Source organism: Planococcus sp. TJ-301 (assembly GCF_058268475.1).
In genome coordinates, this window is record NZ_JBZDOH010000001.1 from 1,371,931 (window position 1) to 1,385,436 (window position 13,506).

The 13,506-nt window shown below is 41.7% G+C and carries 13 protein-coding genes; 1 reads left to right on the forward strand and 12 read right to left on the reverse strand.

Annotation, left to right across the window (positions count from 1 at the left end; genetic code table 11):
• Window positions 1–121 precede the first annotated feature (121 nt).
• The 4 genes from galU to AC4EHJ_RS06900 form a co-directional block, all read right to left on the reverse strand.
• Window positions 122–1,000, reverse strand: coding sequence for a UTP--glucose-1-phosphate uridylyltransferase GalU (gene galU, locus AC4EHJ_RS06885; protein ID WP_490974822.1), 879 nt, complete (start codon window positions 998–1,000; stop codon window positions 122–124).
• A gap of 435 nt (window positions 1,001–1,435) precedes the next feature.
• Entirely contained in the window at window positions 1,436–1,591 is a 156-nt protein-coding gene (locus AC4EHJ_RS06890; RefSeq protein WP_490974823.1) for a hypothetical protein, read from the reverse strand.
• Window positions 1,592–1,761: 170 nt separating this feature from the next.
• Window positions 1,762–2,124 carry a hypothetical protein gene (locus AC4EHJ_RS06895; protein WP_490974824.1) on the reverse strand — a complete coding sequence of 121 codons (363 nt, stop codon included), beginning with the start codon at window positions 2,122–2,124 and terminating at the stop codon, window positions 1,762–1,764.
• 54 nt (window positions 2,125–2,178) lie between these two features.
• Complete coding sequence (locus AC4EHJ_RS06900; RefSeq protein WP_490974825.1) at window positions 2,179–2,580, reverse strand: hypothetical protein; 402 nt, start codon at window positions 2,578–2,580, stop codon at window positions 2,179–2,181.
• Window positions 2,581–3,379: 799 nt separating this feature from the next.
• Between AC4EHJ_RS06900 and AC4EHJ_RS06905 the strand changes: the two genes are divergently transcribed.
• On the forward strand, window positions 3,380–4,294 hold the full coding sequence (locus tag AC4EHJ_RS06905; RefSeq protein WP_490974826.1) for an iron-hydroxamate ABC transporter substrate-binding protein: 915 nt from the start codon (window positions 3,380–3,382) through the stop codon (window positions 4,292–4,294).
• Between the two features lie 478 nt (window positions 4,295–4,772).
• On the opposite strand, the gene AC4EHJ_RS06910 is transcribed toward AC4EHJ_RS06905, so the two are convergent.
• The 8 genes from AC4EHJ_RS06910 to AC4EHJ_RS06945 form a co-directional block, all read right to left on the reverse strand.
• Window positions 4,773–6,164, reverse strand: coding sequence for an SLC13 family permease (locus AC4EHJ_RS06910; RefSeq protein ID WP_490974827.1), 1,392 nt, complete (start codon window positions 6,162–6,164; stop codon window positions 4,773–4,775).
• Between the two features lie 30 nt (window positions 6,165–6,194).
• Window positions 6,195–7,724: a tripartite tricarboxylate transporter permease gene (locus tag AC4EHJ_RS06915; protein ID WP_490974828.1), complete on the reverse strand. Its 1,530-nt coding sequence runs from the start codon at window positions 7,722–7,724 to the stop codon at window positions 6,195–6,197.
• Between the two features lie 10 nt (window positions 7,725–7,734).
• Entirely contained in the window at window positions 7,735–8,196 is a 462-nt protein-coding gene (locus AC4EHJ_RS06920; protein ID WP_490974829.1) for a tripartite tricarboxylate transporter TctB family protein, read from the reverse strand.
• 66 nt (window positions 8,197–8,262) lie between these two features.
• The gene (locus AC4EHJ_RS06925) at window positions 8,263–9,309 is read right to left on the reverse strand and encodes a tripartite tricarboxylate transporter substrate binding protein (protein ID WP_490974830.1); all 1,047 of its coding nucleotides are present in this window, start codon (window positions 9,307–9,309) and stop codon (window positions 8,263–8,265) included.
• A 73-nt stretch (window positions 9,310–9,382) separates the two neighbouring features.
• Window positions 9,383–10,465 carry an isocitrate/isopropylmalate dehydrogenase family protein gene (locus tag AC4EHJ_RS06930; RefSeq protein WP_490974831.1) on the reverse strand — a complete coding sequence of 361 codons (1,083 nt, stop codon included), beginning with the start codon at window positions 10,463–10,465 and terminating at the stop codon, window positions 9,383–9,385.
• A gap of 236 nt (window positions 10,466–10,701) precedes the next feature.
• On the reverse strand, window positions 10,702–11,364 hold the full coding sequence (locus AC4EHJ_RS06935) for a GntR family transcriptional regulator (protein ID WP_490974832.1): 663 nt from the start codon (window positions 11,362–11,364) through the stop codon (window positions 10,702–10,704).
• A 329-nt stretch (window positions 11,365–11,693) separates the two neighbouring features.
• The gene (locus AC4EHJ_RS06940) at window positions 11,694–12,458 is read right to left on the reverse strand and encodes an alpha/beta hydrolase (RefSeq protein WP_490974833.1); all 765 of its coding nucleotides are present in this window, start codon (window positions 12,456–12,458) and stop codon (window positions 11,694–11,696) included.
• A gap of 100 nt (window positions 12,459–12,558) precedes the next feature.
• Window positions 12,559–12,756, reverse strand: coding sequence for a hypothetical protein (locus AC4EHJ_RS06945; protein ID WP_490974834.1), 198 nt, complete (start codon window positions 12,754–12,756; stop codon window positions 12,559–12,561).
• Window positions 12,757–13,506: the final 750 nt, after the last annotated feature.

The following is a 13,506-nucleotide window of genomic DNA, read 5'->3' on the forward strand; positions in this document are numbered from 1 at the left end:
TCTTCGCCATGATTTTCATTTAACCACTCCTATAAATCAAAAAAACATTTTATATTCAACTACTAAGCTTTTTTCAACTAGCAAAAAAGGACAACTAAATTTAGTTGTCCTCAAGGCCTTACTATTTATTCGAATAAGATTCCTGCAGCTTCTTCTCAAACAACTCCAGCAACTGTTCTTTCAACTCTGGGCGCTTTAACGCAAATTCAATCGTCGTCTCGATAAATCCAAACTTCTCACCGACATCAAACCGTCTTCCTTCGAATTCATATGCATACACTGACTGGATCTCATTCAGCTTCTGGATCGCGTCAGTAAGCTGGATTTCTCCACCCGCACCTAAGTGATGCTCCCCTAAGAAATCAAAAATTTCTGGGGTTAAGATATATCTACCCATAATCGCATAGTTTGAAGGTGCTGTTCCGGCGGCCGGTTTTTCGACAAAACGTTTGACTTCAATTAACTTGCCTTCGACTGAAATAGGATCAATAATTCCATACCGATTGGTGTCTTTAGGTGCTACCTGCTGAACACCAATGACACTATTGCCTGTCTGGTCATACTGATGCATCAATTGTGCCAAGCAAGGCTCGTCATTCTCTACAATATCATCGCCTAATAGAACAGCAAATGGCTCGTCACCGATGAATTTGCGGGCGGACCAAATGGCATGTCCTAGACCAAGTGGCTGCTTTTGGCGAATGTAATGGATTTCGACTTTCGATGTTTTCAAAACGGAGTCCAACATATCCATCTTGCCTTTCTCACGCAACATTTCTTCCAGTTCAAATGCATGATCGAAATGGTCTTCAATGGCTCGTTTACCTTTACCCGTCACGATAATAATATCTTCAATGCCGGAAGCAATCGCTTCTTCCACTATGTACTGGATGGTTGGTTTGTCTACGATTGGCAGCATTTCTTTCGGCATTGCTTTTGTTGCTGGCAGGAATCGTGTTCCAAGACCTGCAGCTGGAATGATTGCTTTCTTTACTTGCATTTTTTCACCTACTTATAAATTTTGAAAATCTAATGTGATTTTATCTCCATGAATAATCTACATATTTTTACATTAATTGAAATGATTATAGCATACTTATAAATTACAGAGCATCTAAATCATAAAACAATTTATCAAAGACGTATTTTTCCTCTCAGGGAACGGCACAATTCATTTGCTGCTCTCTTGAAAGAGAATACCAGAAAGAATTAAAGCACAATGGATATAAAAATTGATTCCAGCTTTATTCTCTTTTCCAGTCCCCATATAATTTTCGTATTTCCCCGAGATGCTCCCTACGTTGTGTACATTCATTACTCCTCCACTTTCCCCATGTACATGCGAAAACCGCTGCCGGGAATCACAAAGATTCCCGGCAGCGGTTTTTTTTTTTGCGTATTGTAGCGTACAAACAGACTCGTCTCCGACACAGTGTCAATCCACGATACGTTCGCCCTTCGCTGTTGTAGTGTATACAACCGCTTTTTCCATTTTGAATTGCTTATAGCCTTCCAGGAATTCCTGGTACATTTCCAAATATGTTTTAGTATGCTCTTCCATTCTTGTTTCTTCTTTAATAATAGCAGTCATCCGTTTCATCCTCCTCAGAATTGTCTCTTACAACACTCTATTTATACAGACGTTCTTTTCTGCTTCCATGCAGAGTAAAAGCGCAATTAGTTCAAATTCTGATTTAATTAATAAAAAACGATTTAATATGGATTCCACTTGCTGCTGTTCGTCTAATCAAAGATGCGATTTCAAGTAATGAATTTCCTGTGTGTGAATTTCAGGTGATAGGGCGTGATGTAAAAAAGCTCAGCAGGACAATTTTTCGATAACTGATATACGGTATAGAAGACGTTGGGTGTAAGTTCATATCGTTGCATGCAGTTCGGCATGGCTTTAGCCTTTTCAGATGCGTTCCCCATCAAAACCTCTTCTATGCCCACCCATACGGGCTGAATCCGGGTCTGTTCCACTCCCTCTTTTTTAAAGGAAGTTTCTCTTGTCAGGCGAGCAAAGAATGTGATGAAAGCAACTCCATTTTCAACATGCACATCTTTGGATCTAAGAAAAAAATAGCCAACCGATTTTTGAGGCAAATGCTCCATCTGTTCCATATTCGCTTCTCTCCTCTAAACACCAATTATCGTGTGACATCCCGCTCCTTTCTTTTATCCGAGTGTATGGAGCGCTTCGGAAAGGCGTTCAGCAAAATCTTTGAAAGGTTCCTGAGATGTTAATCGAATGCAATGCATTCCGCGCTCCATTGAAAGTTGCTGCGAATAACTGATGGGAAGTAAAATAGGATGCTCGATAAGTGCCCGTGTAAAAATCGGCAGTTCTTCGGGAAGAAGAAAGACTTCAGCCTCATTAACAGACTCTTGGACATCAAGAAGCAATCTAAAAGAAACTGTTAAGTCGAGTGACCAGTTGACACACATACCAGGACTTTTTTGAGATTTAATCATACGTTTCTTTTTGAGCTGCCAAAATTCTGTATCCATTTCCACTTCAGTGCCCATAAATTTGATTGTTTTCTCAGCAGTTACTGCCTGTGAACCTGTTTCTACCACTTTAAACACCCCTTCCACTCTCTCCAACAAATTTGCTGGCGTGCCAATCCATTAACTGCGATTTTCATAATGATTATTTCTAAAAACCAATTATCCCCATAGAAATAAATGCGATTTGAATTTCTCAAATGGAGCTATTCTATTCACTTGGTTTTCTGAAAATAAACTAACGAAAACAATTATTCAGATTATTCAAAATTCAATTTTGTAATATTCTTTCTAAAACTACTCATTTTCTTCTGTTCCACACTAAAATTTACTATCATTTTTTCGTTTACCAATACCATAAACCTATAGTATAGGCTAAAATATGTAAAGGGTTATAGAATATTCTTTTAATTCAGAAATCTTTATTGTTTTTCTTATATACTTTTAACCACGATGAAACTGGTTTTGATAAAAGATAAGAAGATGTGGAAATTCATGCATCTTCTTCTTCTGTCTAGCCCTTACTCTTTTCGCAAAAAAGACTTTGAAATAATAGTTTGTAAAAAGAAATTTCAATCGATGTGCCAAAAATGGCAGCATCAATCCAAAAAATCTTCACTCCTTCTACCAGCGTGAAAGAATACTTCGATCAGAAATACATATCAAACCCGAACTTCTCTTCCACTTCATTCCCACATTTGCCGCTTTGGTGAGTTGGCTTCATTCCTTCACACTTTCTCATTGACAATCATTCTCAATAACCGTACTCTAATAAAGACAGTAATTGAAAATGATTATCATTATTGATTACTGTCACCCCCTTACTACCGCTCCACCCATAAAAGCCTACCGAGAAAAGGAGAACATCATCTTGAAAAATCTATACATAGCATTCCTATTATTGGCCGTGCTGATCCTTGGCGCTTGCGGCACCGATAAGTCTGCAGCCGAAAGCAGCACAGCCCAAAAAGATTCGGAAACCTTCACGTACGAGTCAGAAACTGGTCCGGTTGAAGTTCCAAAAGATCCACAACGGGTTATCTCGCTGACGAACGGCCCTAACGCATTGGCTTTGGACGCGAACATCGTCGGCATCGACGAATGGACCAATGCCAATCCTCTTTTCCAAGAACAACTCGAAGAAGTTGAAGTCGTGTCGGAAGACAACCTCGAGAAAATCATAGAGCTAGATCCCGATTTGATCATCGCCGGCTCCCAGATGAAGAACATCGACAAGCTAAGCGAAATCGCTCCCACTGTCGTTTACACATGGGGCAAACTCGATTACCTCACCCAGCAAGTCGAAATCGGTAAACTCCTCAACAAAGAAGCCGAAGCGCAGCAATGGGTCGATGATTTTAAAGAACGCGCTGCCACTGCCGGCGAAGCGATCCGCACGAAAATCGGCGACGAAGCTACGGTTTCTGTCATCGAAAGCGGCAACAAGGAATTTTACGTCTTTGGCGACAATTACGCCCGCGGTACGGAAATTCTGTACCAAGCAATGGGCTTGAACATGCCTGAAAAAGTAAAAGAGCTCGCTCTTGAAGCCGGCGTCTACACCTTCTCAACAGAAGTCCTGCCAGAATTTGCTGGAGATTACGTCGTCTTGAGCAAAAACCCGGACGCGGACAATTCCTTTATGGAAACCGATGTCTGGAAAAACATTCCTGCCGTCAAAAACAATCAAGTCATTGAAATCAACACTTTGGAATCCACTTATAGCGATCCGATTACGCTTGATCACCTACTGACGATTTTTGAAGATGGGTTTTTGGGTAAATAATTTGATATCGTTTTAACTTCCTAGACGCATAAAGCCGTTGCTTGAATCTCAAAGATTCCTGGCAACGGCTTTTTTCTTTTTTATTTGTCGTATTTATACTAGTTGCCTATCGGCTGGTGCAACCGATGATGCACATCTTCCCAGTGCCATTTCATCCAATTCTTCGGCTGGGAATAGCTTTTAATATTTAATTACTCCATGACGATTTTGACCGGTATCCCGGCCAGCCTCATCTTAATCGCCTTCATTTTGACTTCTACTGGATAACAGGCTCTTGTAGCCACAGAAAAAACACCTCCATGTTGATTTACTGGTTTTTTCATACCCGTTTTTCAACGAAAGGTGTCTTTACTTGTCTCATACTCTTTGGTCACTGCTATGTAGTAACAACCACAATATGGAGGTGTTTTTCAGTATGCTTCAAAAGAGGTCAATGAAACGATTCTCTCCAGAGAAAATCACATTACAGGCCAGCCTGTCACTTCGGCAATTCAGAATCCAAACCAACCAACGGCCAATAATACATTGCGCTGAGCAACACGATGACAATCACCATCGGCGCGAGCAATAATCCGGTGTGAAGTAGGTTTTTCTCTGTGTAATACCCATAACTGAAGGTAAGTAAATTGGATGTGGACTGAAAAGGAAAAAACAACCCAAAAGAACAAGCGATTAGCATAACCTGAGCAAGCCACAGCGGATTAATCTGCCACATTTCTGCAAGGCTTAGCGTGATCGGCAAAATGGTGGCGGTGATAGCCAGCATTTCAGCAAATCCCAACCGCATGAACAAGACCAGGACCAAGATAAAAAGAGCTGCCCAGAATGGACTCGCTGTCGGGATGAACTCCGTTATTTGCATAGCGAGCCAAGAAGCTGTTCCATTTCTCTGAATCGCATCAGCAATTGCAAAGCCCGCTCCGAAAAGAATGACGGCATCCCATGAAATGACAGGAGATACCTCTTTCCATTTTTGAACACCGACTTTCGGCAGACAGGTAATGATCGAACCGATCAAAGCAGTCAGCGGCACTGAAAGACCGTGATAAGGCTCTGTCGTCCAACTGACCAAGACAAGGATTCCTAAAACCATGATCCTCAACTCAGCAGCGGTCATTTTCCCGAGTGCTGCCAATTCGTTTTTGATGAAGCTGTCGTCTTTTGGTACAGCTTCATCATCTATCGGAAACAGTTTTTTCAATACAAGCCACAAACACCCGACCACGACAAGCATTATGGGAAAGCTGCAGACAAGCCAATTGAGATAATTCCATTTATAGCCGATTGTCGTCTGAATGGCCGCTACCGCGTAAATGGAAGAATTCGACCCCGTCAGAAGTGCCCAACAGATAAAACCGGATGTGAAGGTGGCACCTATCATGATGGTTTTGGCAAAATTCATTGCCTGCTGTTTGTCTTTTACGACTCCGATCATTCCCAAACAAACCGGAATGATTGTCGAAGTGCGTCCAGCTGCAGTAGGGATGAAAAAACCTAGTACGATCAGCACCAAAAACAGAAAAGGGACGGTCCGCTTCGTGTTGCCTTTTGCAAAATGGAGCAGGTTAAAAGCGACTCTTTTGCCGATTCCTGTTTTTTCCATTGCTGCTGCGAAGATGAATGCTGATACCAACAACCAAACAAACGGTTTACTGAATCCTGATAAACTTTCTTCAAATGTTCCTAAACCCAAAATCGGAATCAAAACAATGATGGCTAGTGAAACAACAGAAGAAGGCAATAGCTTCATGCTCCAACCAGTAAGCGCAAACGTTAAAATAATTAACATTTCCGCATGCGGTCCAGGAACCAGAACAGAAAACAGCAAAATCGCAAAAACATTCAAAGAAGCGAATACGAGTTGGTACAACTTAATCACTTCCCAAAGAAGGATGGCGCATTAATTCTCAACCAATGCCTTTTTGATCTTATTGTTTTTGTTTTTCAAGAACAAAGGCACTGCAAGCCATAGGCCAGCAATCACCAGAAATACTGCTGCCATCGGTTTTTCAACGAAAATCATATAATCTCCGTTTGAAAGAGTTAAAGCTCTCATCAAGTTATTTTCCAGCATTGGCCCTAGCACAAGCGCTAACACCAATGGAGGCAATGGGAAATCATTTTTCGATAGAAAATAACCAAACACACCCGCAACCAGTAAAAGCATCAGATCGAAAGTAGTGAATTGAACAGCGTATACTCCAAATACCGAGAAAGCGATGATCAGCGGCATTAGATACTTGACCGGTGTATCGATAAGTTTTGCAAAGATTTTAACCAATGGCATATTTAAAACCAGCAGCATCAAGTTGCCGACAAACATACTGGCGATCAATCCCCATACGACGTTGGGATGGTTTTGAAACAATAACGGACCCGGTTGGATATTGTACATGATAAAAGCACCCATCATAATAGCAGTTGTTCCAGAACCCGGAATGCCGAGTGTCAGAAGCGGAATAAGCGCACCGCCGGCGGCAGCATTGTTGGCCGTTTCAGGTGCCGCTACTCCTTCAATCGCACCTTTCCCAAACTTCTCTGGATTTTTGCTCAATTTCTTTTCCATTACATAGGAAAATGAGGAAGCGATTGTCGCTCCTGCTCCTGGCAAAACCCCGATGAAGAAACCGAGCACAGAAGAACGAGCGATTGGGAAAGCAGAATCTTTCATATCTTGTTTTGTCGGCATTACCCGCGTGATTTTTGCAATCGGTGCATCTGTCGAGTCTTTTTCCAAAGTAGTTTTAAATACTTCTCCTAGAGCAAAAAGCCCGACTGCAATTGTCAAGAATGCTAATCCCGAGTACAGAACCGGAATATCAAACGTGAAACGAGCGGAACCCGAAACCGCATCTATTCCGACAGTTCCTAAAGCTAGCCCAAGCATCATCATCATCAATGCTTTTGTCATCGATTTTCCAACAAGTCCGCTTACCGCAAGCAGGCCCAGCACCATAAGTGCAAAATATTCTGCAGGTCCAAAACGAATGGCAATGAGCGATAAAGGTTTTGCCAGTAAAATCAACCCGATCAATGCTACAATGCCAGCCACGAAAGAACCGATGGCCGAAATGGCCAACGCCGCACCCGCTCTGCCATTTTTAGCCATCTGGTAACCATCTAAAGTCGTCATGACCGATGCCGACTCTCCAGGTGTATTCAAGAGGATGGATGTAGTAGATCCGCCGTACATGGCTCCGTAGTAAATTCCAGCTAGTAAAATCAACGCACTAGCCGCCGCATTATCAGGGCTTAACCCTGCTGTCAGAGATGCTGTGACTGGTAAAAGCAACGCAACTCCGTTCATCGGCCCGATACCTGGCAATACGCCGACGGCTGTCCCAATCAGCACGCCTGCAAAAGCGAAAAGAATATTTTGCCATTGAAACGCTACGGCAAAGCCTTGCATCAAAAAATCAAAAGTATTCATAAATGACCTCCTACAGTATGCCCAGCCAACTAGAAGATGATGGGAGAGGGACATTGAGTAAATTATTAAAAACAAAGAAAACACCTAATGAAAATGATGCAGCAATTGCAATGGATGCCAGCAACTTCCCTTTTTTCATCGCTTGGAACCCGATTAGTAAGAAAAGGAATGTCGTAACCGTGTAGCCCACATCCTCCAGGAACAAGCAATACAGAACGGCTGCCCCTAAAATAATGCCAAATCTTTTGTAATTCAATTTTTCTTTTTCCATTTCGTCTTTTTGGTAGCTAAAGGTTTCATAGATAAGCCGAAGGCTCAAGATGCCCAAAAGAATTCCTATTCCAAGCGGGAAAATATTTGGCCCCACTGAACTTCCATACGAAGCAGTATTGATTTTTTGGCTTTCAATGATAAAAAAAGAAGCAACAGCCAGAAATAGAACTCCAGCATAGCGGTCAAAGTTTTTATTCACAAAACATCCCCCTTTCTCAAAGAGGCAAAAAGGAGAAATTTCTTTCTCCTTTTTTCTCTCTACTCTTTATTTCAACATATCAAGCTTGCCCAAAATCTCTTTAAACATAACTTCCTGTTCTTCTAAGTATGTGGCGAATTCTGTAGAGTCCAAATATCCCGGTACAAAACCACTAGCGGCGATTTCATCTTTAAATTCCTGTGATTCCGTCAAGGCTTTTAAGTTCTCATCCCAAAAACCGACGATGTTTGGATCCAAATCTTTCGGCCCGAAAATTCCTCTCCAGTTGTAATAGACTAAATCCACGCCTTGCTCTGTGTAAGTCGGCACATCTGCCAAGTCACCGCTTAGCCGCTCCGGTGAAGCTACAGCCAAGATTCGAACATCTCCGGATTTCACAAATTCAGTAATGCCCGACAAATCAGTTGTCAGTGCATCGCCATTTTCACCAAGCAAGGAAGTTAACGCGTCCCCGCTGCCATCGTAGCCGATATATTTCACTTTTTTAGGATCGATCCCTGATTTATCTGCAAGCAGCATAACAGTCAAATGATCTTGTGAGCCAGGGCCCGATCCGCCGACGATGGAAATTGCTTCAGGATTTGCTTTCAAATCCGCCACAAATGATTTTAAATCTTTGTATTTCGAATCCTTTTTCACTGCTAATATCGCAATATCACTGTAAATCATCCCTAACGGCGTCACGTCTTTATAGCCATAAGGGCTGTTTCCTTCATTTCTGAGATTATTGATGATCGTTGGAGGTGAACCGACATAAAGGCTATGCGAGTCTTTATTGTACTTTGTTGCAAATTCAGCCATGCCGACAGCCTGGCCGCCGCCCGGTTTGTTTTGCACCGTAATCGGCTCTGTAACCAATTCCAATTGCGACATTAATTTGGATAATGTTCTTGCTGCAGCATCGTTGCCACCACCCGCTGAGTTAGGTACTACTGCCGTTATCGGTTGTGTCGGGAAATCAACTGTAGCCGTTTCTCCACTTTTCTCACCTGAATCCGCATCAGCCACGCTTGATGCCTCTTCTCCACATCCGCTTAACCCTATAACCACAGATACTGACAGCAACACCGGTAACCACTTTTTCAATACCATAATTTTATACACCCCTTTGTATGATTTTTTAAAACGATAAAACCCCTTTAAAGTAAACGCTTACATTTTCGTCTTAAGAGATAGTTATTTTCTTGCTCAACTGATTGCAAATCGCTTCGGTCATTTCATCCGTAGTAGCGCTTCCGCCCATATCAGGTGTCATAATTCCTTCGACGATAACTTCCGAAACCGCTTTTTCAATCGCTTGTGCGGCTTGCAGCATTGCCTGGTCATCGTATTTAATCGCCAACCACTCCAGCAGCATTTTCCCTGACAAAATCATGGCGTAAGGATTTGCCAATTGCTTTCCGGCAATATCAGGTGCCGAACCATGTGTTGCTTGTGCCATCGAATACTCACTGCCGATGCTAAGTCCAGGCGCCATTCCTAAGCCGCCCACTAGACCCGAAGTTAAATCCGATAAGATGTCGCCAAACATATTCGTTGTCACCAGCACATCGAATTTTTGAGGCTTCATAACCAAAGCAGCTGCTGCAGAATCTACAATCAATTCATCAAATTCAACTTCGGGATAGTTTTTTGCTACATTTCTGCAACATTCTACAAACAAGCCGCATCCCAATTTGTATACGGTGTCTTTATGGATAGCCGTCACTTTTTTTCTTCTCTGCATCGCCAACTCAAACGCAGATTCTGCCACCGCTGTTGAGTTTCTTCTTGAAATCACACGAACCGACATCGCCAAGTCTGGATTTGGCATAAATTCACCCGTGCCAGCGAACATATTTCGATCTGGCTGAAATCCTTCATTGTTTTCTCGGACAACGACCAAATCCACATCTTTATGAATCGATTGGACATTGTTGAATGATTTGCTTGGTCGGACATTGCTGTGCAGATCAAACACTTTCCGAATAATCGGATGAGGATTGATCGCTTTCGGATCATCTTTCGGATAAGCCATATGTCCGATTGGTCCTAAGATCCAACCCGTCAATTCTTTCAGCTTGTCTTGTGTCTCCTGTGGGAAAGTTTCTCCACTTTCCATGTAAGAAGTATGCCCAATCGGCAATTCCACCCATTCTACATCGACTTCTGGAAAATTGGCCAATGCTTCTTTCATTACTTTTACTGCTGCCGGGACTACTTCCAGTCCAATGTCATCACCTTTTAAAACCCCAAGTTTATACTGCATTTACTCTGCTCCTCCTCTGCTTTCACACCAATTTATGGCGGCACACCATTTTGGTATACCGTTATGGTGTACCAATAATTTAGTTATACACCTAACAATTATAAAAAACAACATAAATTTTCACCAATTTAGATTTTTCTGATTAATTTATATTGAAATTTCTCCAAAATAAAAACACCTCTGCTACAAATAATAGCTTTGCGCTAATTTTGCGGCGGAAGTGTTTAAGGATTATTCTATTTTGCTTCATAGTCAATCTGTATGCGTTGTATAAGAGAATCGCTTTCTATAACTGAGAGAGCAGATTTCATACTGCTTCGGATATGGGCTCTGGCAACTTGTTCCGCTAAATCAGGATCTCCGCTTTCAATAGCATCACAAATCTGCAAATGCTCTTTGAGATTTGTTTTGAGCCGGTTTTGATGAGATAGCGAAGTAGAACGTATCAAACTTATTTTTGAATGCAAGTTTTGAAATATGCTAATTAAATAGAGATTTTCTGTATTATCCGCCATTAAATGATGGAAATGTCCGTTTATTTCTGACTGTTTTTTTACATCATCTTCTTTCGAAGCCAGCCTCACATTTTCCCGCATTTCCTCTACAAAACTTTTATCCTGCTTCTCGGCAAGCAATCTCGAGGATAACCCTTCCATGTATTCTCTAACACTATAAAGGTCTTTTAGTTGTTGAGAAGAAAACGATGGGACGGCGACCCCTTTTTTTGGTGTGTATATGACCAATCCTTCTTTTTCCAGCTGTTGAAAAGCTTCCCGGACAGGCGTCCGGCTGACCCCCAACATTTCAGCAATTTCTCTTTCACTTAAGTTTTCACCTGGACGAAAATAGCCGCTTAAAATCGTTTCCCGTAAATTATTGAATACAAGATCTTTCTTCATCTTTTTCACCTCTATTCCTTAATAGATAAAAACTACTCTCAGTGTCTTTGGAAAACAACATTATAAGATAAATAAAAACCATTTTGGTATACCGTTATTGTCACTATATAGGAGACGCTATTTAAAAGCAAAGAGTTTTACTTGACTATTTCCGGACTTTTAATGCTGCCATTAACACCCCATGATAAAAGAACGCACTTCCAATTCAATTGAAGGTGCGCTCTTTTTCATGGGGTATATGTTTTTAAAGGTTAATTTTTGTCCTTACTTTGCGCGGCATACCGGAAAGCAAATTATCCATTCCACTTACACGTATGTAGACCAGTTGTTCATACTTTCTTGGAGAGCCTCACTTTTTCTGCTATAAACCCAATCGACTTTTCGATGATGAATTCCAAGTCGTGGTCCATCGAAGCAATATGGTACGAATTTTGCAGTTCGTATTTACGCTTCATCTCTGATTGGACTTTGCTTAGAATATAATCAGTATTGCTCGGTGGAACAACATGATCATCGATTGATTGAAAAGCCACGACCTGGCAATGAATATCGGCTAACTTCGCCTCGACCGAATCCATGTAGCGCAATAATTCTTGATACGCCCGAATTGGCGCTTTGCTATAGGTGATTTCGACCGCGTCTGTCTTTTTGATATCCGGTTTGTCTTCATCGACATAGTCGCTTGCAGGCTTTTCGCGGTAAATTTCGAAGGCAGGAATATCGATTGCCGGATTCAGCACTATAATGCCGGTTATATCACCGTAGCGGCTCGCCAAATCCAAAGTCAAGGTGCCGCCCATGGATTGCCCTATGACAAAAATGGTAGAACAGCTTTTTTTTAATTCCGCATACGCTTTTTCCACCCGCGCAAACCAATCGCTTGAGGAAAAGCGTTCAAGGTCCTTGAAATGCGTGCCATGCCCAGGAAGCCTTGGACAAGACACGGTATAGCCGTGGGCAGCAATCGCCTGACCCAAATCACGCATGCTCTGCGGAGTCCCTAAAAAGCCGTGGCACATCAAAACCCCGATGCTGTTGCCTTTAAATAAAAACGACTCAGCACCTTGAATGACAGGATGCAATTGTTTATCCATCTGTTTTCCCCTCCCATCCCACCTTCCATTCAGCAACTTGGCATAACGTAAAAGGTTATTAATAGTAGACACTATTTAAAACCAACTTGTCAACTAGGTTTTAAAGTTCAGCGTAATAGTGCTTTATCAAATACCTATAAACTGCATACAAATACCATGCCGTCGAAACCACTGCAATTACTATCGGCACCTTCGCCAACCGCCAATCTGTCAGCAAGCGCTTAAAAATAAGGGCCACAGCCGCTTTCGCCCCGAAAAGCAGCATGCCGGATACGGCCAAGTACATCCATTCCTGCACAGCAGTCAGATCTCCCAGGTAGCTCGAACTGGCTTAATTTCTATTGAATCCGATGAATACATATTTTATATGCGCAACGCCAATGAAATCACGCCGTTCGCAGCACATTTACAGGCAGTATCCTATTCATATGGCCTCCTTACATTTTGCGCCATCATAATAAGCGTCCCGATAAACCACACACCTTTCGTAATAGATTTCTTGTTCCCTCCGTTCTAACTGCCTCTCTATGTCAGTGCATAAACTGAATCGTTTCCAACACAGAATCCATAAACTCTGCCAGCAAATAATGAAATGCGGAGCTGCTGCCAATAATAAGCATGCGAATCTACTATAATATCGAAGACTTAATCAGCTTTATCTCCAATATTTTCATTTACTTCCCTTGAAGGCAAAAATACTTGCCGTTTATCCTAGTTTACTTTCCCACAGAGCTTAAATACTTCCCTTGAGGGGCATAATATTTTCCAAAGCCAGCAAAAAACAAAAAAGCAGACGTTTGATTAACTCTTCCACCCTACTGATGCTACAAACGGAAGTAAAACAGTAAATCAACATAAGTAATTATCTGAATTTTTAAATAATTTATTGATATTTTATCTATAAAATCGTATAATAAATGTGCTTAAAGTCTTATACATAGCTCTACAACCCGAAAAGCTGGCTTCTTTCTGAATAAGAACCCTGCGCTCTTTAACTTTACACACCAATAATCATCTGGTGGCAAACAAGACACTTTTCCTGCACACG

What these genes read in the sequence shown, in the direction of transcription:
- galU (WP_490974822.1), bottom strand. Translation starts at nt 1,000, where the DNA reads ATGCAAGTAAAGAAAGCAATCATTCCAGCTGCAGGTCTTGGAACACGA.
- AC4EHJ_RS06930 (WP_490974831.1), bottom strand. Translation starts at nt 10,465, where the DNA reads ATGCAGTATAAACTTGGGGTTTTAAAAGGTGATGACATTGGACTGGAA.
- AC4EHJ_RS06915 (WP_490974828.1), bottom strand. Translation starts at nt 7,724, where the DNA reads ATGAATACTTTTGATTTTTTGATGCAAGGCTTTGCCGTAGCGTTTCAA.
- AC4EHJ_RS06940 (WP_490974833.1), bottom strand. Translation starts at nt 12,458, where the DNA reads ATGGATAAACAATTGCATCCTGTCATTCAAGGTGCTGAGTCGTTTTTA.
- AC4EHJ_RS06890 (WP_490974823.1), bottom strand. Translation starts at nt 1,591, where the DNA reads ATGACTGCTATTATTAAAGAAGAAACAAGAATGGAAGAGCATACTAAA.
- AC4EHJ_RS06895 (WP_490974824.1), bottom strand. Translation starts at nt 2,124, where the DNA reads ATGGAACAGATGGAGCATTTGCCTCAAAAATCGGTTGGCTATTTTTTT.
- AC4EHJ_RS06925 (WP_490974830.1), bottom strand. Translation starts at nt 9,309, where the DNA reads ATGGTATTGAAAAAGTGGTTACCGGTGTTGCTGTCAGTATCTGTGGTT.
- AC4EHJ_RS06935 (WP_490974832.1), bottom strand. Translation starts at nt 11,364, where the DNA reads ATGAAGAAAGATCTTGTATTCAATAATTTACGGGAAACGATTTTAAGC.